This window comes from Helicobacter magdeburgensis (assembly GCF_000765825.2).
In the GTDB taxonomy this organism is placed as follows: Bacteria; Campylobacterota; Campylobacteria; order Campylobacterales; family Helicobacteraceae; genus Helicobacter_C; species Helicobacter_C magdeburgensis.
The window spans coordinates 21774-44198 of record NZ_JRPE02000004.1; the positions used below are offsets into that span (position 1 = coordinate 21774).

At 40.0% G+C, this 22425-nt stretch carries 20 protein-coding genes; 8 read left to right on the forward strand and 12 right to left on the reverse strand.

The annotated features are described in order from the left end of the window. Positions 1-31 precede the first annotated feature (31 nt). From LS74_RS03625 to rplI, 5 genes are all read right to left on the reverse strand, one after another. Positions 32-1039 (reverse strand): L,D-transpeptidase Cds6 family protein, encoded by a 1008-nt coding sequence (locus tag LS74_RS03625; protein ID WP_138128819.1) that lies wholly within the window; start codon positions 1037-1039, stop codon positions 32-34. Positions 1040-1056: 17 nt separating this feature from the next. Further along, the gene (gene era / locus LS74_RS03630; RefSeq protein WP_034589600.1) at positions 1057-1944 is read right to left on the reverse strand and encodes a GTPase Era; all 888 of its coding nucleotides are present in this window, start codon (positions 1942-1944) and stop codon (positions 1057-1059) included. Positions 1945-2066: 122 nt separating this feature from the next. After that, complete coding sequence (gene hslU, locus LS74_RS03635; RefSeq protein WP_084584331.1) at positions 2067-3395, reverse strand: HslU--HslV peptidase ATPase subunit; 1329 nt, start codon at positions 3393-3395, stop codon at positions 2067-2069. A 10-nt stretch (positions 3396-3405) separates the two neighbouring features. Then, on the reverse strand, positions 3406-3948 hold the full coding sequence (gene hslV, locus LS74_RS03640) for an ATP-dependent protease subunit HslV (protein WP_034588718.1): 543 nt from the start codon (positions 3946-3948) through the stop codon (positions 3406-3408). 2 nt (positions 3949-3950) lie between these two features. Continuing rightward, positions 3951-4400, reverse strand: a complete 450-nt coding sequence (gene rplI, locus LS74_RS03645; RefSeq protein WP_034588721.1) for a 50S ribosomal protein L9 — start codon at positions 4398-4400, stop codon at positions 3951-3953. 56 nt (positions 4401-4456) lie between these two features. On the opposite strand from rplI, the gene LS74_RS03650 reads away from it, so the two are divergent. Beyond that, positions 4457-5149 (forward strand): M48 family metallopeptidase, encoded by a 693-nt coding sequence (locus tag LS74_RS03650; protein ID WP_034588723.1) that lies wholly within the window; start codon positions 4457-4459, stop codon positions 5147-5149. 29 nt (positions 5150-5178) lie between these two features. Here LS74_RS03650 and LS74_RS03655 read toward each other — a convergent pair whose 3' ends face one another. Genes LS74_RS03655 through lolA form a run of 3 tightly spaced genes read right to left on the reverse strand, consistent with a single transcriptional unit; the run spans position 5179 to position 8969 of the window. Continuing rightward, the gene (locus tag LS74_RS03655; protein ID WP_034588725.1) at positions 5179-6783 is read right to left on the reverse strand and encodes a bifunctional anthranilate synthase component II/anthranilate phosphoribosyltransferase; all 1605 of its coding nucleotides are present in this window, start codon (positions 6781-6783) and stop codon (positions 5179-5181) included. Then, positions 6780-8417, reverse strand: coding sequence for a chorismate-binding protein (locus LS74_RS03660; RefSeq protein WP_138128821.1), 1638 nt, complete (start codon positions 8415-8417; stop codon positions 6780-6782). The genes LS74_RS03655 and LS74_RS03660 overlap by 4 nt, the downstream gene beginning before the upstream one ends. Positions 8418-8432: 15 nt before the next feature. Further along, on the reverse strand, positions 8433-8969 hold the full coding sequence (gene lolA / locus LS74_RS03665) for a LolA-like outer membrane lipoprotein chaperone (RefSeq protein WP_034589374.1): 537 nt from the start codon (positions 8967-8969) through the stop codon (positions 8433-8435). A 184-nt stretch (positions 8970-9153) separates the two neighbouring features. Here lolA and secA point away from each other — a divergent pair, with 184 nt between their 5' ends. From secA to LS74_RS03680, 3 genes are all read left to right on the forward strand, one after another. Next, on the forward strand, positions 9154-11709 hold the full coding sequence (gene secA, locus LS74_RS03670) for a preprotein translocase subunit SecA (protein WP_138128823.1): 2556 nt from the start codon (positions 9154-9156) through the stop codon (positions 11707-11709). After that, entirely contained in the window at positions 11709-13037 is a 1329-nt protein-coding gene (locus LS74_RS03675) for an ABC transporter permease (protein WP_034589179.1), read from the forward strand. Before secA ends, LS74_RS03675 begins: the two co-directional genes overlap by 1 nt. Positions 13038-13131: 94 nt before the next feature. After that, positions 13132-13377, forward strand: a complete 246-nt coding sequence (locus tag LS74_RS03680) for an RNA recognition motif domain-containing protein (RefSeq protein ID WP_034589177.1) — start codon at positions 13132-13134, stop codon at positions 13375-13377. A gap of 195 nt (positions 13378-13572) precedes the next feature. Here the strand turns inward: LS74_RS03680 and LS74_RS03685 are convergent, their stop codons facing one another. From LS74_RS03685 to nikA, 4 genes are all read right to left on the reverse strand, one after another. Then, positions 13573-14286, reverse strand: a complete 714-nt coding sequence (locus tag LS74_RS03685) for an ABC transporter ATP-binding protein (protein WP_138128825.1) — start codon at positions 14284-14286, stop codon at positions 13573-13575. Further along, entirely contained in the window at positions 14280-16115 is a 1836-nt protein-coding gene (gene nikC, locus LS74_RS03690; protein ID WP_034586530.1) for a nickel ABC transporter permease subunit NikC, read from the reverse strand. The genes LS74_RS03685 and nikC overlap by 7 nt, the downstream gene beginning before the upstream one ends. Then, positions 16112-17068 carry an ABC transporter permease subunit gene (locus tag LS74_RS03695; RefSeq protein WP_236096792.1) on the reverse strand — a complete coding sequence of 319 codons (957 nt, stop codon included), beginning with the start codon at positions 17066-17068 and terminating at the stop codon, positions 16112-16114. The genes nikC and LS74_RS03695 overlap by 4 nt, the downstream gene beginning before the upstream one ends. 61 nt (positions 17069-17129) lie before the next feature. Next, positions 17130-18716 (reverse strand): nickel ABC transporter substrate-binding protein, encoded by a 1587-nt coding sequence (nikA, locus tag LS74_RS03700; RefSeq protein ID WP_138128827.1) that lies wholly within the window; start codon positions 18714-18716, stop codon positions 17130-17132. 217 nt (positions 18717-18933) lie between these two features. Here nikA and LS74_RS03705 point away from each other — a divergent pair, with 217 nt between their 5' ends. Genes LS74_RS03705 through LS74_RS03720 form a run of 4 tightly spaced genes read left to right on the forward strand, consistent with a single transcriptional unit; the run spans position 18934 to position 22420 of the window. After that, complete coding sequence (locus LS74_RS03705) at positions 18934-19992, forward strand: GDP-L-fucose synthase family protein (protein ID WP_034586539.1); 1059 nt, start codon at positions 18934-18936, stop codon at positions 19990-19992. Positions 19993-20005: 13 nt separating this feature from the next. Further along, positions 20006-20827, forward strand: a complete 822-nt coding sequence (gene proB, locus LS74_RS03710; protein WP_034586542.1) for a glutamate 5-kinase — start codon at positions 20006-20008, stop codon at positions 20825-20827. A 1-nt stretch (position 20828) separates the two neighbouring features. After that, positions 20829-21752: a methionyl-tRNA formyltransferase gene (locus LS74_RS03715; RefSeq protein ID WP_034586544.1), complete on the forward strand. Its 924-nt coding sequence runs from the start codon at positions 20829-20831 to the stop codon at positions 21750-21752. After that, positions 21746-22420, forward strand: coding sequence for a biotin--[acetyl-CoA-carboxylase] ligase (locus LS74_RS03720; RefSeq protein ID WP_034586546.1), 675 nt, complete (start codon positions 21746-21748; stop codon positions 22418-22420). Before LS74_RS03715 ends, LS74_RS03720 begins: the two co-directional genes overlap by 7 nt. Positions 22421-22425: the final 5 nt, after the last annotated feature.

The following is a 22425-nucleotide window of genomic DNA, read 5'->3' on the forward strand; positions in this document are numbered from 1 at the left end:
TAAAAAAAAGACAACGCAGGATAGGCAGATTCTACCTTTCACTTAGAATCTTCATTTTACCATTCTCCACCACAACATACATATCTTTCTTGCCCACAGAGCTAAAGCTTGGCTTACCTTTGAGTGTGGCTTTGTAATCCTGCATAAAGCTAATGCGATACATATTTCTATGGGCTTCATTTGGGTAGATTGAGACATTTACAAGTGAGATTCTAATCACCTTATCTTCATTTTTAGCAAAAATATTTTTCTTATGCTCCCTAAAAGATTTAAAGCTCATACCATCGGGGCGATAGAAGTCTTTTTCATCATAAAAGGCAAGATAGCTTGTCAAATCGCTTTTTTGCCACGCATTTTTCCACTGATACAAGCTTGAAAGCACAAGGGCGAGTTCATCAACATCAGCAGGTTTTAACTCCCCCTCATAAGTAATAAGCATTGTTTTTTTCCAATCAATGAGCCTATCATACTTTTTCAATAACTCATTATCAATAGCAATACAACCTCGCGTATTCAGCTCTTCTCTATTGCCATTTAAAGGCAATCCGTGAATCCAGATTCCACCGCCTGTTTTTTTAAGCGATTGATCATACACATTTGGGTAGCTTGTAGAAAATGCCAAAGGTCCATAATACTGATCAAGCCCGGTTAATCGTGCATTTAAATCATACGAGCCAATGGGCGTTGTCAAATCACCCTCTTTTTTCTTATTGCCCTTACCTTTTGCCACAAGAGCTGAAGAGCTGCCAAGCTCGTGCAATGCAGAATCTTTAAATTGATACAAATGCAGTGATGGGGCAGATTTGTTTGATACAAATAAAAATTTCAAATCCTCAAAATACCCATATTCTGTCGCACTCTCTTTGAGATACTCTGCCCAATATTCTTTGCTTGTCAAATACCCTTCAAGCTTAGATTCTATACTGCCTATGCCATTTTTTTTATATTCATTAACCAATGCTACAAGCTGTGGATCTAGGGCATATACATACCCCACACACATCGCCATACATATAAGCACTTTTTTCACAAATCCCATACTTTTCACTCCTTTATTTATAAAGTAAAATCATACCCTATTTTTTTCAATAGGTCTTTTTGCTTACTCCAGCCTTTATACACGCTCACATCAAGCTTGAGATACACAGGCTTTGGGCTTAAAGCTAAAATTTTTTCTCTCGCACATTTGCTAATGCGTTTAATACTAGAACCACCCTTGCCTATCACAACGCCCTTTTGACTTTGCTTCTCCACAATAATTTCCGCAAAAATCCTATCTAGCTTTTCCCCCTTCTCAAATTGCTTTAACATCACATCTGCTTCATAAGGAATCTCATCGCTAAGATTCTCAAACAAACTTTCTCGTATCATTTCTTTATAAATTTCTTTAATTGAAGATGGTGTTAGCAACTCTTCATCATAATAAAAGGGCGATTGTGGCAGAAAACTCGCAATGCTCTTTAAAAGCAAATCCCTATCAAAGCCCTTTTTTACACTAAAAGGCAAAAGAGCTAGAAAATGCTTATCAAATTTTTGATATTCCGCCATTTTTGCGAGTATCGCTTCATTACTGCAAGTATCACTTTTACTTAAAAGTAAAATATGTTTGCCCTGATAGAGTTCTAAAAAATGCTGATAATGCTTCACATCATCGGTAATCGGTGCGAGATAAAGTGCTAAATCACAATCACCCATAGCCTTCAAAGCCTGTGAAAGCATATATTGATTCAGCAGTTTTTCTTGATGATGAATCCCGGGCGTATCTACAAACACTATTTGTGCGTTAAGCGGGGCATAAGGCACAATGATTTGGAGTTGCTTACGCGTAGCGTTTGCTTTATGTGAAACAAGGGCTAGATTTTCCCCTAAAAGATGATTTAAAAGCGTTGATTTCCCAGCATTTGGTCTGCCAAGTGTAGCCACAAACCCAGAGCGGGTAGGCAGCTTCACACTAGATTCTAAACTCACTTGAGATTCTATATTTTCATAAGATTCTAAGTTTGTGCCAGATTCCAAACAAGATTTAGACATATAATCCCCCTTGCCTAAAGCTACAAGCCCACTGCTTAGAGAATATATCGTGCCAAATCCACATTTTCTACCACATCTCCCAATCGCTCTTTCACCATCTCCGCTGTAATAGTAATCTCCCTACCTTGATAAGTATCAATATCAAAACTAATCTCTTCTAGCACTCTTTCAATAGTCGTATGCAACCGCCTTGCACCAATATCTTCTGTGCGTTCATTGGCACTATGAGAGAGCTTTGCTATCTCGCGTATAGCCTCATCGCTAAATTCAAGCCTAATATTTTCTGTATCAAGTAAGAGCTGATACTGCCGCAAAAGTGAGCTTTTGGTTTGGGTTAGAATCTTATACAAACTCTCTTCATTGAGTGAATCTAGCTCCACACGCAAGGGAAATCGCCCCTGCAATTCTGGTATCAAATCACTTGGTTTGCTAAAGTGAAACGCCCCTGCGGCGATAAATAAAATATAATCTGTCTTTATCTGCCCATATTTTGTATTGACCACACTACCTTCAACAATAGGCAACAAATCCCTTTGCACACCCTCTTTGCTAGGATCCTGCCTTGAGCTATCCTTACTTCCCACGGCGACCTTATCAATCTCATCAATGAAAATCACACCATTAGATTCTGCCCTTTTTAGCCCCTCTGCTCGTATAGCTTCTGAATCTAGCACGGATTCTGTGGCTTCATACATTAAAGCCTCTTTTGCCTCTTTGACACTCACTTCCTTTTTGACCTTATCATTTGTAACATTTAGCACTTTAAAAATGGACTCTTGGACTTTTATCATATCCGGTGGCAGATTATCATCGCCCACTTGTGCCTTTTTGCTTATCTCTATTTCAATTTTTAGCTCATCAACCTCGCCTTTAAGTACTTTTTGCTTCATTTTAGCAAAGCTTATATCATACTCATTTTGCTTAGATTCACTAGCCCCCTGCGGCAGTGGTGGCAAAAGCTTTTTGGTAATTTTTTCAATAATGTAGTCATTAATCTCCGCTTGTGCTTTTTGTCTATGCTCATTCTCTACAAGATTGACACTTGCTAAGACTAAATCTCGCACCATAGATTCTACATCTCGCCCCACAAAGCCAACTTCTGTATATTTACTCGCCTCCACTTTGACAAAGGGCAATCCCATCATTTTTGCCATTCTGCGAGCAATTTCCGTTTTTCCCACACCTGTTGAACCAATCATCAAAATATTTTTAGGCGTTATCTCATCTTGCACTTCCTTATCAAGCTTCATTCTGCGATAGCGGTTTCTTAACGCAATCGCCACAGCTTTTTTAGCCTCACTCTGCCCTATAATATAGCCATCAAGGTATTCTACAATCTGCTTTGGTGTCATATTTTCTTTCATTTTTACTCCATTAAAGTTCTAAGATTCTAATATTTGTATTTGTGTAGATACATAGCTCCCCTGCGATATGCAAAGACTTCTCCACAAGCTCCTTTGGCGGAATCTGTGCGTATCTGTCTAATGCCCTAGCCGCACTTAGAGCATAGTTCCCCCCACTGCCAATCGCAGCAATCTTGCCATCTTCTGGCTCCACCACATCGCCTGTCCCACTTAAAATATAAATATGCTCGGTATTTAGCACAATCATCATCGCTTCAAGCTTTCGCAAATACTTATCCTTACGCCATTCTTTGCTAAACTCAAGCACACTTCGCACCAAATCGCCCTTGCGTCCTTCCAAAATCCGCTCAAACATATCAAATAAAGAAAACGCATCAGCCGTGCTTCCCGCAAAGCCGCTTAGAATCTGCCCATTATAAAGCGTGCGGATTTTTGTGGCATTATTTTTCAATACACAATTCCCAAAGGTTACTTGCCCATCGCCGCCGATAATAGCACATTTCTTCCCTTCAAATTCGCCCTTATAGCCAAGTATGGTTGTCGCTTCAAACATTATTAATCCTTTTGTGCTTTGATAGTGAGCTTAAGCGTAGCATTTATGCTGTGTCCAAGTTTTACAAGAGCGGAAAAATCGCCAATATGCTTTATTGCCTTATCAATCTCAATATGCTTTTTATCAATTTCAATTTTATGTGCGAGTAAGGCTTGGGCTATCTCATCTTTTGTAATAGAGCCAAAAAGCGTATCATTTGCCCCAACTTTTTTCTCTAAAACAAGATGTAAAGATTCTAAAGTTTGTTTTAATTGCTTAAGTTCGGCAATTTCAAGGGCTTCAAGCTCGGCTAATTTTCTCTGCTCTGCCTTATATTTATTAATCACTTCATTTGTAGCGTGTTTTGCCTTGCCCTTAGCGATAAGGAAGTTTTGCCCATAACCATCTTTGACTTCTACAATCTCGCCCTTTTTGCCAAGCCCCTGCACATTCTCTAAAAGTAAAACTTTCATATTTTCTCCATTGCGTTATAATAAAAGGCAAGATTATAGCTAAAAGTGGCAATATTATGTTAAAAGCTCTGCAAAATTCCTATCCCAACGCCAAGTCCATTTATATTGAATCTAAGGCGATTATGTATCCACGCATTGTGATTAAGGCGGATTTATCTGTGTATGTGCGTGTGCCTAAAGCCTTTAGCCAAGAGCAGATTTTAGATTTTATTCACACTCATCAAAGCTGGATTCACACTACCCTTGCTAAGCTCCAAACACAAAAGCAAGATTCTCACATTTTTTTACAATCTCACACAGGAGAAATACTTGTCTTTGGAGAGTGGCTAAGGTATGAAAAGATTTTGACAGAATCTACCGCAGAATCTACGCCCAACTCCCCACAACCCCACCGCCTTAAAGCCATTTTACGCACTTTACTTTTAGAATACATCACGCAACAATGTGCCTTTTATGCTTCGCTTATGGGGCTTGTGTATAAGGATATAAAAATCACAAATGCCCTTAGTCGCTTTGGGAGCTGCACTTTTGACAATCGCTTAAAATTCTCATTTATGCTCATTTTTGCGGATAAAAAACTCATTGATTATGTGATTATCCACGAGTTAAGCCACATCGTGCATAAAAATCACTCACAAAGTTTTTGGAATCTTGTAGAAAGATTCTGCCCAAATGCCAAAGCTCATCGCAAAGCCTTACGCAAAGAGGCAAAATTCTACCCTGCATTACTACAAAGGCTCTCTATATAAATTTCTTTGATGCCACTACTCTTTTGACACTACTCTTTTGATAGCTTTGCAAACGCATCTAGCACTTCAAGCACACGCTTAGATTCTATAATCTTTTCTGCTAGGAAATAGCCCTCTTTTATGCTCTCTGCCTTCCCTGCTAGATACAATCCCGCCCCGGTATTGAGAGCGACAAGCTGGGCTTTTGGGGAAGATTTCACAGGTAATTTGGAGTTAAAAATATCAAGCGTGATTTGTTTATTCTCTTCACTATCCCCGCCTTTTAGCACACTATAAGGGACAAAGTCTAGCCCCACAACAGAGGGATTAAACACATAGCTGTGAATCTTGCCATTATCTAGCTCTGTAATTTGTGTAGGGGCGGAGAGTGAAATCTCATCATAGTTATCAAAGCCACTTACAACTATCGCTCTTTTTATGCCTAAAATCGCTAAAGCCCTAGCCATAATCTCCGTATAAGCTTTATCAAATACACCAATACATTGATGGGTAACACTCGCAGGATTTGCTAGGGGACCGATAAGATTAAAAGCTGTCTTAAAGCCTAGACTTGCCCTTGCTGGAGCGGCAAACCGCATAGCAGCGTGAAACTTTTGAGCAAACAAAAATGTAATGCCTAGCTGATTATAGATATTTTGAGCGGTGTGAATCTCCATATTGATATTAACCCCCAAGGCTTGAAGCAAATCAACCGAGCCAGATTGCGAGGTTACAGCCTTATTGCCGTGTTTAATAATCTTCACTCCACCAGTAGCAAGGAGCAAAGCACTTGTTGTAGAAACATTAAAAGTCTTATTGGGACTGCCGCCCGTGCCTACCATATCAAGCCGCACCTCATCACTCTTAGGCAAAGCAAAGGAAATTGCCTTTTTCTTTAGCACAGAAGCAAAGCCGGCTAGCTCCTCTTCATTTACCCCTTTTATCTCAAGGCTTGTAAGAATACTGCCAATTTGCGCATCATTCACATTCCCTTCTGTAATCTCATCCATCACATCATAGGCTTGTTTAAAGCTAAGATTCTGCCCTTGTAATGTGCTTTTTAGATAATCTTTTATGGGGATAATCTCATTTCTATAATGCAGGAAATTAAGTAGCATTTTTTCACCATCAATTGTGCCAATAGATTCTGGGTGAAACTGCACACCCACAAGATGATACGACTTATGAGTAATCGCCATAATCTCGCCATCTTCACTCCACGCGCTCACCTCTAAGCTTGTGGGCAAATCCTGCACTCTACCCACAAGCGAGTGATACCGCACGATAGGCGTATTTTGTGCGATATTGCGAAAAAGCCCTTTTTGATTATGTTTTATTGGCTCAACTTTGCCGTGAATGATATGTTTAGCATTTACTATCTCCATACCAAAAGCCGCCATAATCGCCTGATGTCCTAGGCAGATTCCAAGAATGGGGATAATGCCTTGAAACTCCTTTACAATCTCAATGGATATTCCCGCTTCTTTTGGGCTTTTTGGACCCGGACCGATGATGATATATTGCGGATTTATATCTTTTATCTCTTGAATGCTTATCTTATCGCTTCTTGCGACTTGAATAGGAAAGCCAAAGCGGTAAAAAGCCTGATAAATATTAAAGGTAAAAGAATCGTAATTATCAATCAATAAAATCATTCTGCCCCCTCCTTTAATCCTTTTTTATTCCGCTCTCCATTATTTTGCTTGACTTTACCCTGCTCCACTTCATTCTGCCCCCTTAGCATATCTAACAAGGATTGAATCTTATTTTGTGTCTCAAGGTATTCTGCCCTAGGATTTGAATCTTGCACCACACCAGCACCAGAACGCATATAATAAACGCCATTTTGATACACAGCACTGCGAATAGCAATAGCAAAGTCCATATCTTCATTTTGCGTAAAATAGCCTATCGCTCCGCCATACACACCCCTACGCGTAGATTCTAAGGATTCTATCATTTCTATGGCGGCAATCTTTGGCGCACCGCTTAGTGTCCCAGCGGGGAATGCAGCCTTGAGTGCATCTCTTTTTGCAAAACGCTTAGAATCTAGCTCCCCTTGCACTGATGAGACAATATGCATAACACGCGAATATCGCTCAATCTTATTCCTTGCTATCACACTCACGCCTCCGCCCACACTCACTTTTCCCGCGTCATTTCTTGCCAAATCTAAGAGCATTAAATGCTCGGCATTTTCTTTTTCATCATTTAAAAGCTCTTTTTCAAGCTCTAAATCCTCTGCTACACTTTTGCCCCTTGGGCGTGTCCCCGCAATGGGTCGCAGGATAAAATGGCTTATCTCATCACTTGTTTTTAGGCGAATCATAATCTCCGGACTTGCTCCCAAAATCACAAAATCATCAAAATCATAATAAAACATATAGGGGCTAGGATTTTGATGACGCAGATTTCTATACGCCTGAAGTGGCGGGATAGGGGATTTTACCTGCATAGATTGGCTTGGCACACATTGCAGCAAGTCTCCTTTATAGATTGAATCTTTAATCTTTTCTACCATTGTTTCATATTCTTTTTGGGAAGTGGCATTTTGTATCTCATAGCCTTGAGCCTGTGAATCTGGCGTAGATTCTAAAGACGATGAAGCTACATTTAAAGTTTCTAGCTTTTTAGCAATACTAGCCACTCGCCCTGCCACATCAATGGCTTCTTTTTCATACGCATAGCTTACACTCACAATATGCAGTCTATCAAACAAATGATCAAAAATGAGAAAATCTCTTCCAAAGATAAAGCCACATTCTGGTGCATTATACAGTGGTGGATTACTAAACTCCACATTTTCAATCTCGGTAAAAAACTCATAGCCGATATATCCCGCCCCACCAAGTGGCAGGGGCAAATCTAGTGGTAAATGTGGGCTTTGCTCTGGCTTTGGAGCAAGACTTCTCACAATGGCTAAATTCTCTAAAAAGTCCTGCTTAGAATCCGCCCCTTTAGATTCTCTAGATTCTGCAAAACCCACAGAATCCGCCCTTATCCCTAAAGATTTTTTGATATTCTCGCTTGTGAGATAGCCTTGTAATGCCTGATGCAAGGGCGTTTTCACACCTTTTACTACAAGATAATGTATGCCCTCTTCCTTATACACCCTAAAAGCTTCATTTAAAATCACAAGCGAGTATCTATCCTTGCCCGTTTCATTGTATGCAGATTCTAAAAGCACCTTTGCTTTGAGTGCAAAAAGCACAGATAAAGGACTCAAGCTATCACATAATACTTCTTTGTGTGCGATTTGTGGCTTATTGTGTGTGTGAAAATCAAACATTCTTAAACCCCTTTGCTATCGCGTTTTTATATCCACAACCTCAACACCCTTGGGAATGCTAAACTCAAAAATCTTATCTTGAATCTTTGGATTAAGCTTAACCTTTGTGAGTTTTAATATCGTCTTTGATCCCATAGAATCCACAAATTCAATGCGTTCTGGCGTGTCATTTTTATCCACAAAAAGCACATATTGTGTGCCTTCAATCTTTGTGTGATATGTGCCATCAGGCTGTTTTTTAGCAGATTTGATAATAGAGATAAAATCCGTTTTTTCTTTCAAATGTGAGCGACTGACCTGCTCAAGGCTTGGCTCATAGATAAGCACAGCATTGTCTTTCATATAAATTTCTTTTTTTAAAGGATTTGTATAGTCCCATTTCACTTTGTTTGGGGCTTTTCCATAGATTTTACCCTCATAATGGGCTGGAATCCCTTCTTCACTGACAATAAACTGCTCAAAATCCGCCTCAATGCTTTGGAGATTTTCCCCCAACGCAAAGCTAAGGTTCAAACTTAGCAACACCAACACACAGATTCTAAAAATTTTCATTTTTACTCCTTTTATCTTATTTGCCTTGTAATCTTTTGTTTTAAAGCCGGGATTTTACCCAAAGTATGTTACAAATTGCGTTAAAAATGTGCTAGAATACCGCCTAATTTTTCAAGTTTGCTCAAATGGTTTGCTAAATTTAAACCCAAACTTTTTCACATCATTTTATATCAAAGGCTTTTCAATGCTAAAATCTCTTGTTTCAAAAATACTTGGCTCACGCAATAATAAACTCATCAAACTCTACACCAAAGAAGTGCAAAAAATAAATGCCTTAGAATCTAGCTATGCCTCACTTAGTGATACAGAGTTGCAAAATGCTTTTAATGAGCTAAAGATACTTGTGCAAAATGGTGAAGCTTCCTTGCAAGATGTATTGCACAAAAGCTTTGCGTTCACGCGCGAAGCAAGCAAACGCACACTTGGTATGCGACATTTTGATGTGCAGCTTATCGGCGGTATGACGCTTAATGATGGACGCATAGCGGAAATGAAAACAGGAGAAGGCAAAACGCTTGTAGCCACACTTGCAGTGTGCTTAAACGCACTTTGTGGGCGAGGCGTTCACGTAGTAACTGTGAATGACTATCTTGCTAACCGCGATGCAAAGGAGCTAGAGCCATTGTATAACTTCTTAGGCTTTAGTGTGGGGATTATCACTAATGATTTGCGTGATGATAATGCACGGCTTGAAGCTTACAGGGCGGATATTGTCTATGGCACAAATAATGAGTTTGGCTTTGATTATTTGCGTGATAATATGAAATACGATTTAAGCCAAAAAGTCCAAAGGGAGCATTATTTTGCCATTATTGATGAAGTAGATTCTATCCTTATAGATGAAGCTAGAACGCCCCTTATCATATCCGGTCCGGTTAATCGCACACTAGAGCATTATCAAATCGCTAATAGCGTAGCCCAAAAGCTTAAAAATGAAATAGACTTTACCATAGATGAGAAAAATCGCGTGATTTTACTCACAGAAGAGGGGATTAAAAATGCTGAATCTTTATTTAAGGTAGATAATCTTTACAGCATAGAAAACGCCACTTTATCCCACCACCTAGACCAAGCTTTGAAAGCAAACTATCTTTTTATTAAAGACAAAGACTATGTCGTGCAGGATAATGAAGTGGTGATTGTTGATGAATTTACCGGTAGGCTAAGTGAGGGCAGACGCTTTAGTGAAGGACTGCACCAAGCCATTGAAGCAAAGGAAAAAGTGGATATTAAAGAAGAAAGCCAAACTTTGGCTGATATTACATTCCAAAACTACTTCCGCTTGTATGAAAAACTCTCAGGTATGACAGGGACAGCTCAAACCGAAGCCACTGAATTTTTACAAATCTATAATCTTGAAGTGGTGAGTATCCCTACAAATGTCCCTGTGCAACGCAGGGATTTAAATGACTTAATTTATAAAAGTGAAAGGGAGAAATTTAATGCTGTCATCAACAAGATTACAGAGCTACATAAGAAAGGGCAGCCCGTGCTTGTGGGGACAGCAAGTATTGAAAAGAGTGAGATTCTCCACGAACTGCTTAAAAAATGTAGAATCCCACACACAATTCTTAATGCCAAACAACACAGCAAGGAAGCTGAAATCATTAAAGATGCGGGCGTTAAGGGAGCAGTAACCATTGCTACAAATATGGCAGGACGCGGGGTTGATATAAAAATCACAGATGAGATTAGAGAGCTTGGAGGGCTATATATCATCGGCACGGAAAGACACGAGAGTCGCCGCATTGACAATCAACTACGCGGTAGAGCTGGAAGACAGGGCGATCCGGGAGTGAGCCAATTTTATTTAAGCCTAGAAGATTCACTGCTTAGAATCTTTGGGAGTGATAAGATTAAAGGCATTATGGAGCGGCTAGGCTTGAAAGAAGGCGAACATATAGAATCTGGGCTTGTTACACGCTCGGTGGAGAGTGCGCAAAAAAAGGTGGAAAATCTCCATTTTGAATCTAGAAAGCATTTGCTTGAATATGATGATGTGGCAAATGAGCAAAGAAAGGCGGTGTATAAGTTAAGAAATGAGCTACTAAGTGAAGATTTTTCCCTTGAAGAGCGTATCAAAACAAACCGCGAAATCACCGCACAATCTTTGCTGTATAAAGCACAGATATTACCCGGTGATGATGCCTCTAATTTTGATTTATCTTCCCTTCAAGCTCAACTTAGTGAAGAGCTAGGATTCAAACTAGAATCTTGTGAAAATCTTAGCTATGATGAGCTTTTAGAAAAGCTTATCACCCAAATGAGCCAAAGCTATGAAGAAAAAATGTCAAAACTAGAATCTTCCCAACGCTCCCAAATTGAACGCATCATCTACTTACAAGTGCTTGATAGCTCGTGGCGAGAGCATCTCTACACAATGGATAATCTCAAAACCGGTATCGGTTTAAGAGGCTATAATCAAAAAGATCCGCTCGTGGAATACAAAAAGGAAAGCTACAATCTCTTTTTGGAATTTATAGAGAATCTCAAAATCGAAACAACAAGAATGCTCCATATTATCCAGCTACGAGAGCAAGAAGAGGAAGTGGCTGATAAAATGCTCCAAGATATGCAAGAAGAACTCAATGAAGATTTACAAACTTTTGAAGCACAAGATTCAAGTTCAAAGCCCCAAAAAGCAAAAATCTCTCGCAACGACCCTTGCCCTTGTGGTAGTGGCAAAAAATACAAACTCTGCCACGGCAAGAGCGGACCAAAAAAAGGGTTACTTGCTTAATGAAAGCTTTGATTCTCTATTTACTGCCGCGATATTTACGCTTTGATAAAACACAGCCATTTATCTCTATCACGGCACTTTTAGCGTTTTTTGGCGTTGGCATTGGTGTGATGGTGCTATGTGTGGCGATGGCTATAATGAATGGTATGACAAAGGAATTTGAACGCAAACTTTTTGTGATGAACTACCCTTTGAGCGTGTATTCTATGACTTATGCGGGTGTTGATGATGAGATTTTAGAGGCTTTAAAGAAGCAGTTTCCGCAATTTCTCTTTAGCCCATATCTGCGTTATCAAGCCGTTGGTAAAGTAGGCAACACAATGAATGCAGCAATGGTCTTTGGCGTAGATATGAATGCAGAATCTCAAATCAACGAAGTGGTAAGAAAAGCCTTAGAATCACAAGAGATTCTGCAAGATTCTATAGAATCTCAAAATTTTGACAACTCTAACAATGCAAATAATACTCAAGATTCTATCCAAACACCACAAAATATAAGGGAGCAAAATATCCTTGCCTTTAGTCAAAAAGAGTTTTCAATCCTTATTGGCAAGGGTTTTGAAGAAAACTTTGGCTTAGAAGTCAATGATAAGCTGGATTTATTCTTCACACAGCTTGAGCCTTCTGGCTTTGGCTACACGCCCATTACAAAGCGATTTAACATTGCTGGATTCTTTGAATCTGGACTTAGGGCGTATGATGAAGCCTATACCTATACAAATTTAAGTGCCTTGCAGAAAATCCGCCGACTACCGCCGGGCATTTATGATGGTATCCATATCCACACACCAAAGCCTATGGAGGATATTATACCTATCCGCAATTTTTTGGAGACAAAATTCCCACAAAGAGCTGGGATTGAAGGCTGGTGGCAGCAAAATGGTAACTTTTTCTCCGCTATGGAGCTTGAAAAACGCGCACTTTTTATCGTGCTTATGCTGATTATCGTAATGGCTAGTTTGAATATTATTAGCTCCTTGCTTATGGTTGTGATGAATCGTAGAAAAGAGATTGCCCTGCTTCTCTCACTAGGTGCGAGTAGGCAGGAGATTAAAGGGGTATTTTTCTGGGTTGGCAATACCATTGGCTTAAGTGGCATTGTGCTAGGCATTGTGCTAACGGGCGTGGCATTGTATGTGCTAGATACCTTTCCTATCATCTCTTTGCCCGCTGATGTGTATGGCAGCTCAAAACTTCCGCTTGATTTATCACTTTTAGATTTTTCACTCACCATTCTTGGAGCGGTGCTTATTGTCTGTCTGTCATCGTATTATCCTGCAAAAAAGGCGGCAATGGTAGATACCTTGCAAGTTTTACGCAACGAGTAGCATAAAGCTCCTTTTTTAAGAGACTTGTAAGTAAATAAATCTTAGCATACCAAACGCCCGATAAATGCGGATATTACTTTATTTAGGAGTTCCTTTGAAAACACTTTATGTAGGAAATTTGGTCTATGCGGTTACACAAGATGAGTTAAGAGAGCTATTTTCTCAATTTGGCGAGGTTTTTTCTGCAAAACTTATTAATGACAGGGAAAGTGGCAGACCAAAAGGTTTTGGGTTTGTTGAAATGGAAGATAATGCCGCGTTAAAGGCTATTGAAGCACTGAATGAAAAAGATTTTCGCGGACGCAACTTGCGAGTGAATGAAGCACGACCCCGCGAGTAATAAAACAAAAAAAGTAATGCCATATCTTAATAAACAAGTCTTAGCAGATTCTAAAATCCGTTTTTAAAGAGTGGTTTTTAGGGATTCTGCTATTTATCATTGGCTAAAGACTTTGAGTATGCAATATTTGTTTTAGAATCTAAAATCTTAAGCCTACCAAAATATAGGCTATAAAACCAAATGAACGCATAAGTTTCATATTGTGTTAAGTTTGCCTTGCTCTAGCAAATACACCCTTTCACAAAATCGCAGGGCAATGTTTTCATCGTGGGTAATCAACACCACACTCGCCCTACTCTCCCCCTGCCACTCACGCAAAAATGCCAATACCTCATCGCATAGCTCATAATCAAGCCCTGATAAACTCTCATCTAAAATTAAGATTCTAGGATTAAGCAATAAAGCACGGATAAGGCAGATTCTCTGTGCCTCCCCACCGGAAATCATCGCTACGCTTTTGCCTAAAATATCTTTAGGCAAACCTAACTTTTGGCATAGCTCAACTATCCGCTTATCTATCTGCTCTTTTCTCTGCCCTGCCCCAAGATACAAAAACGGCTCTAATATATTTTCATAACAGCTAAATCGCGGATTCAAGCTAGAAATAGAATCTTGAAAGAGCATTTGCACTTGTGAGTAAAAGCTCCGCCTTTGACTAAGCTCATTAAGATGAAGAGCCTTGCCATTAAAACGCACCTGCCCTACCTGCCCTAGCTCATCAAGGCTAGGAGATAAGATTCCACACATTATTTGTGCAAGTGTGCTTTTCCCACAGCCGCTATTCCCCATAATCGCATAGTTTCTCCTACTCTCAATTTTCAAAGAAATATGCGACAAAATCTGCTTTTCACTCTTATAAAACACACGATAAGTGCGATGATAAAAAGAGATATTCTCTAGCTCTAGCATAACTCCCCTTGTGGCAGATTCTTGTGATTGTGTGATATGCCTTGAGCCAAGATTCTATTTAGGCGTTTTAATGTTGAGCTTTGCGGTGAGCTTATACACTCGCCTTGAGTATTTTCCACGCTTACATTTCCACGCCCTTTAGTCTCATCTCTTTGAAGCCCATCTCTTTGAATCTTGCCTTTTTCAATAATCCCTTTTTCAATGATTCTGCCTTGAGAGATGACATTGACATAATCCGCATACTCTGCTACCACCTCCAAATCGTGCGTGATAAGCAAAATCCCCAAAGACTTTTGCTTTTGCAAACTTTTTAAGGTGCTTAGAATCTCCTTTGCTTTTCCTTTATCTAAATCACTGCTAGGCTCATCGGCGATAATAAAAGGTGCTTGTGTCAGCAAAGCAAGGGCTATCATCGCCCTTTGTAGCATTCCCCCACTTAGCTCAAAGGGATAAGATTCTAAATAGGCTACATCTAGTCCAGCTTGTGTAAAGCACTCTAGGATAAATGCCTTATTATATGGCTTTTTCAGGGCTTTTAAAGTCTCTTTGCAGTGGGCGTGGAGAGTTAGAAGCGGATTAAAGCAAGTCCTAGGATTTTGCATAATGCTTATAAACGCCCTGCCCCGATACGCCACGGGATTTATCGCTACATTATTAAGACGCACTTCGCCGCTTATTTGCGTGAGATTATTAGCAAGAAAGCCCTGCAACGCATAGGCGATAAGCGACTTGCCACTGCCACTTCTGCCAAGCAGTGCTACACATTCCCCACGCTTTAGCTCCAAGTCTATGGACGATAAAAGCTTGGTGCAAGAATCTAGCATTATAGAATCCTGTGTTTTAGAATCTCGCTTAAGATTCAAATCCCCCTTAGAATCCCGCCCCTTATAATTGTTTTTGGCAACACTCAAATTCACAACGCTCAAACTCTGTATATCGCTTATGGCTAGATTCTCCAAATCTTTACCTACGCCTTTTATGTCATCTAGCCCAACTTTCACTCCAAGCCCATCTCTCAAACTCTCCCCCACAAGATTACACAACGCCACGCTTACAAATAACGCCAATCCCGGATATATAATCAAATGCGGATAATCCCACATATACTCCTTTGCTTCACTTATCATTACACCCCATTCTGCATTTGGTGGCTGCACCCCAAGTCCTAGGAATGATAGCCCCGCAATATGCAGTATAATATGTCCCACATCCATACTTGCCAACACAAGACATTGACTCATAATAGGCGTAAAAAGATGTCGCTTAAAGCGTTGAAATCCACTTGCTCCAAATGTATAAGATAAAAGGATATATTCCTTATTTTTAAGGCTAAAGACAATTCCACGCACGATTCTTGCATACCACGCCCAATGTGTTAAAACAATGGCAAGGATTACATTTTCTAGTCCAGCTCCTAAGATTCCCACCATAAACAGAGAAAGGGCGATTGTAGGCACACTCATAAAAATATCACAAATCCGCATACACACACTATCAAGCCACCCACCTAAAAAGCCGCATAATCCCCCTATGCAAATCCCTAACACCATAATCCAAGCTAAAATCACAAAGGTGCTACCAAGTGAGATTCTAGCGCCATACAAAAGCCGAGAGTATATATCCCTCCCTAAATAATCCGTGCCTAAAATATGCTCCACACTGCTTGGGAAAAGCCTTGCATCAAGATTTTGCATATCAGGCGGATAGGGTGCGATAAATGGGGTAAAAACCGCCATAACACACAAAATCATCACTCCGCACAAAGCTATTTTTCCATACAAATCCATCTTGCCTAAAAGGCTTAGCCCCCTTAGAGAATCTACTCTCATAGAATCTTGCCCTTTTGCTTCTGCATAGTCGCCCTTACGCGTGGGTCAAGCACACTATAGAGAATATCCACTATCGCATTACACACCACAAAGCACACACACATCACCACGATAAAGCACTCAATCACCGGATAATCGTGATTAGCAATACCTTGAATGCTATATAGCCCAATGCCGGGCAACGCAAACACGCACTCAATCACAATCGCCCCGCCAATCAGCTCCCCTATATGCATACCCATTGCGGTAAGAATAGGTAAAAATGCGTTATAAAAAATATGCACGATATGCAATCTCACACCGCGAATATTCCGCATTTTAGCATACACGACATACCGCTCTTTCTGCACTTCTAGCATATTTGCACGGATAAGTCTAGCATTGATACACATAGACATCAAAGCTATACTCACGCTAGGCAAAATAAAGCTTTTGCCCCCCTCCATTCCCACAGCTGGAAGCCACCCAAGATAAACGCTAAAAAACAGCACAAGCAAAAAGGCAAGCCAAAAGTTTGGCATACTCACACCCACAAAGCAAAAAATCCTTATCACAAAATCCAGCAATCTATTATGATAATACGCACTTAAAATCCCAAGCAGCAAGGAACAAGCAAAGCTTAACACAAACCCACAACACACAAGCATCAAAGTCGTAGGCAAAAAATGTAAAAAATCTTCGCTCACACTTCTACCTGTCATATACGAAGTGCCAAAATCAAGCCTTATGGCGTCTTTAAGCCACAAGGCATATTGTGTCAAAAGCGATTTATCTAAGCCAAACTCCGCTTTTAGCTCATTTATTAGCTCAGGCGTAGCGGGGAGATTTGATTGTAAAATGTAGCTCATCACTGGATCGCTCCCACCCAAACGCAACAAGCAAAATGCCACAAACGAGCTTATAAGTACAATGGGGATAATCCACAAGATTCTAGAAATAAATATTGACTTCACGCTTTTTGCTCACTTTTGATAGAATCTTGTATTACAGCCACTCAAATCGCAGCTTTGAATCTTACTCATACATTTCCCAAAATGGCACTTCATACCCCACAACCCCCATTTGTATGCCTTTCATCTTTTTATGTGCGATGGCTTTATTTTTTTGTAATGTAAGCGGAAGATACACGCCACTATTTTCAAGCATAACCAATACTTTACTTAGCTTACTTTTAAAATCCTTAGATTCTGTATTTGTAGCAATCACATCACGCAAAGCCTTTTCAAGCAAAGGCTTATTCTCTAGCCCTGATTGTGCGGAAAAATCAATATGCCCGGGCACAAGCATAGAATGCAACACACTCAAAGGCTCATAGGGTGCGCCCCAAGTCTCGCTAAAGGCTAAGTCAAACTGCCCCTTTAACAAGCGATTTTGATACATACTTGACTCACTTGCCTTAAGTCGCACTTTTATTCCTGCTTTTTGTAAATCACTTTGGACTATTTCAGCCATCATTTTATGGGCTGGATTATCCCCACTAAATAGAATCTCAATCCCTTTTTGAGTAAGATTTTCTAGCACGGCTGGATTCACGCCGCTTGGTATATTTTCTTTATTCAAAAGTGAAAGCACAAAGGCTTTAGAATCCGCCCCATTACCCTGCCCTGTCTTGTTAGCCTGATACTCACAGCTCATAAAACACTCCGCCACTTCTTGCAGCCCCCCATACACCGCTAAAACAAGCTTTTGCTTATCAATCATAGAGCCTAAGCCTTTGCGTAGTTTTTGATTCAGCGTAAAATCCCCAAGCTTAAGGTTAGGTGAGCTAGAGTTAAACACAAGGCTTGTGGTAGATAGGGGCAAACTCATATAGGTAGCAAACTTTTTGTCATTTTGCATACTTTTAAATATTTCAAGCGGAATTTGATCATTCCCATAAATCAAGTCAATCTGCCCACTTTTAAGGGCGGCAAGTTTGGCATTTGGATCAAAAATAACCTTTAAAACTATCTCATCATAGTAGATTCCATTATATCGCTCCGCGTCCCAATAATGCGGATTTTTCTGCAAGGTATCGCTTATGCCAAGCTTTGAATCTACAAGCATATACGCACCTGTGCCGATGGGCTTTGGATTATATTTAATTAAATCCAAATCTTTTGGAAAAGCACTTGGGGCTAGGAATCTAAATGGACGCACCACGGCTAATTCGTTGAGCGTTGGACTATATGGGGCTTTTAGGGTAAGTTTTATGCTGTAATCATCAAGCTTTTTTACAGATTCAATATGGCTCACCAAACCACTCCAAGAATGACGCACTTTGTTTTTGAGAATAGATTCAAAATTAATAAGCACTGCATCGGCGTTAAACGTCTCCCCATTTGAAAATTTCACCCCCTTACGCAAGATGAAAGTATAAGATAACCCATCTTTACTTATCTGCCAAGAAGTGGCTAAATGCGGGATAATCCTGCCCTGTTTATCCACACTCACTAAGCCTTCATAAATGCTATTTTGAGCAAACATCGCATTGCCCTGATAACCTTGTGGATTCATCACGCAAATATTACTTGAAACCGCCATAATCAAGGTGTTTTTTGCACACAATGTCCCAAGCGTGAAACTCACCAAAAATAGAATCTTTACCATATAACCACGCATACACACTCCATAGACTTAAATTAATACGAAATTCTATTGTATCATATTTAACGCACAAAAAAAATGAAATAAGTAATACTAAAGCATTGTTAGAATTATTTTTTTGTCAAGCAAGTTTTTATACTCTATATTTCTTGTGTTTTATGTCTATTGTTTTTTGTATAAAATTTTGTGATAAAATCCCGCTATCAATATTGTTTCAAGCTAGGGGATAATTATGACTAAGAATTCTAGAATCTTTATTGCTGGGCATAGGGGGCTTGTAGGCTCAAGCATACTTGCTTTGCTTCAATCACAAGGCTATCACAATCTCATCACAAAAACAAAAGAAGAACTTAATTTACTTGATAGTGTCAGTGTTGAAAAGTTTTTTGCTAGTGTGCGTCCGGAGTATGTATTTTTGGCTGCGGCAAAGGTAGGCGGGATTGTGGCAAATAACACCTATCGTGCGGATTTTATCTATGAAAATCTCGCCATTCAAAATCACATTATCTTTAACGCCTACAAATACAAGGTTAAAAAGCTTCTATTTTTGGGCAGTTCATGCATTTACCCCAAAAATGCCAAGCAACCGATGCGTGAAGATTCCCTGCTTACTAGCGAGCTAGAATACACTAATGAACCTTATGCTATTGCCAAAATCGCTGGAATAAAGATGTGTGAAAGCTTTGCGTTGCAGTATGGTTGCGATTTTGTTTCAGTTATGCCAACTAATCTTTATGGCAACAATGATAATTTTAACTTGCAGACTTCACACGTCTTACCCGCTTTGCTTCGCAAGATTCATCTAGCCAAACTCCTATCCCTTGGGAAGCTAGAGCAAGTAGAGAAAGATGTAGGGCTACAAGGGGCGGAACTAAAAGCCTTTTTGCAAACCTATGGTATCACTGAAAGAAGTGTGGCAATATGGGGGAGCGGGAATCCACGCAGAGAGCTACTGCACGTAAATGATATGGCAGAAGCCTGTGTGTTTGTAATGCAGAATCTTAGCTTTAAAGATTGTATTACACATCACAATGAGATTTGTCCAAATGAAATCCGCAATACGCATCTTAATGTCGGCTATGGCAGTGATGTGAGTATCGCTGAACTTGCAAATCTTATTAAAGAAATTGTGGGCTTTGAAGGGGAGCTTGTGTTTGATACAAGTAAGCCTGATGGCACTTATCAAAAGCTTATGGATTCAAGTAAGCTCAACGCTCTAGGCTGGAAGCCAAAAATCCCTTTGAGAGAAGGAATCCAAAGCGTGTATCAGCATTATCTTTCAAAAAACTAGGAGTTTTAGCCTTATGCATAAACCAAGAATCGTTATAAAAATAGGTAGCTCAAATCTCTGTAATGGCGAGATGATTGATGAAGGGCAGATTAATGCCTTAGCAAAACTCATTAGCGAGATTAAAATCCGCTTTGATGTGATTTTAGTAAGCTCTGGGGCGGTAGCAAGTGGCTATACGCGAGTGCAGCTTGATAAAAGCACATTGCAAAATAAACAAGCCCTTGCAAGTATCGGGCAGCCCTTGCTTATGGAATCTTACCGCAAGGCTTTTGCTCAATTTGACATTCCAACCGCTCAAATTCTCTTAGCCGGACACGACTTTGATTCTCGTAAAAGCACCGCCTTTGCGAGAAATACCATTGACGCACTTTTAGCCAACAATGCCCTGCCTATTATTAATGAAAATGACGCCATTGCCACAAGCGAGATTATCTTTGGCGATAATGACAGGCTAAGCGCACACGCGGCGTATTATTTTGGAGCGAAACTTTTAGCCATTCTAAGCGATATTGATGGCTATTTTGATAAGAATCCACATACAGATTCTACTGCCAAGCTTCTCTCTCAAGTGCATACAATCCCCCAAAATGCGTTAAATCAATCCCATACGCCACATAGTAGCTTTGCCACCGGCGGGATTGTTACCAAGCTTATGGCAGCGGACTTTTTACTGCAACGCCATTGTATGATGTTCCTAAGCCACGGAAGAAAGCTTGATGTACTAAAAAACTTCCTTTTACATAACACTCAAGATTCTGGCACACTGTTTCGCCCTGTAGATTCTAAAGGACTACAAGAATTAGACACCCCCAAATCACTCAAGCAAAAGGTGTAAAATGAGAGTTATCCTTGCTGGGACGCCAAGCTTTGCGAGTGCGATTTTTGCGCCCCTGCTTGAAGATTCTAGTTTTGAAATCCTAGCCCTTATCTGCCAGCCCGATAAGCCCTTTGGACGCAAAGGGGAGCTAAAAGCCCCGCACACCAAAGAGATGATTATCCAAAAAAACCTAAAACATATACAAATCCTGCAACCTAGCAGTATAGATTCTACCTTTATAGAATCTATCCGTGATTTAAAACCTGATATGATTTTAGTCGTGGCGTATGGGAAGATTCTGCCACAGGCGTTTTTAGACATTGCCCCTTGTGTAAATATCCACGCCTCGCTTCTGCCGCAATGGCGAGGGGCTAGCCCAATTCAGCAAATGCTTTTAACCCAACCCAAATTTTTTGGCATAACGGCTATGAAAATGAATCTACAGCTTGATAGTGGGGAGATTCTAGGCTTTTCTTACCTTGCTAACACGGGGCAAAACTTCACTCTTTTATGCGAGCAGCTTTCCCACCTTGGGGCAAAACTCGCCATACATACACTCAAGCATTTTAATGAAATTAAACCCCTTAAGCAATATGACTTAGATTCAAGCTATTGTGGGAAGATTGTAAAATCTTTTGGCAAAGTAGAGCTAGAAAATGCTAAGAGTGTGTATTATGCGTATTTAGCCTATTGTGAGTGGCCCCATATCTTTATCCAAAGCGAGAGTGGCTACACACTGAAGCTTTTTGATTTACATTTGGTGGAATCCACGCAAACCCACAAACAAGGCGAGATTCTAAGCATAGATTCTCAATCTATTATAGTTGGCTGCTTAATGGGGAGTTTGCGTATTGGCTTTTTACAGCAAGAGGGCAAGGCTAAAATCCAAGCTCCGCTTTATATCAATGGCAAACGGCTTAAAATCGGCGATATATTATGCTAGATTCTCACACACTCCAAAAGCTCAAGGCTCAAATGTATCATTTTGATACACTGCCTTCAACGCAACAATACGCACTAGATTCTATCAAAAATGGCACTTTACATAGCCCCTTTTGTATCCACGCAAGAACGCAAACACAGGGCATTGGCAGCAGGGGTAATCAGTGGAATAATGTAGAATCTAGCCTAATGTTTTCCTTTGCTTTAGAGACTAAAATGCTTCCAAATGATTTAAAAATAGAATCTAGCTCCATTTTTTTTGGCGTGATTATGCAGCAGTTTTTACGCTCCCTAGGCTCGCAAGTCTGGCTCAAATACCCAAATGATTTGTATATAGATAGGCAAAAAATTGGCGGGATTCTTACCCAAAAAGTGCGGAATAGCATTGTGTGTGGTATAGGAATAAACCTCATCTCCCAAGACTACACCACTTTAGAATCTCACATAAGCCAAAATCTCACGCCACAGGGATTTTTGAATGATTTTTTTGAAAGCTTTGTAAATTTTACATCGTGGAAGCAGATTTTTAGTATTTATAAGCTAGAATTTCACAAAAATAATTCTTTCTCTTTTCATTTTCGCAACCAACGCCTTGCTTTAAAAGATGCCATATTGAATAATGATGGCTCTTTGAGTGTGAGTGGAGAAAGAATTTATAGCTTACGATAAAGGAG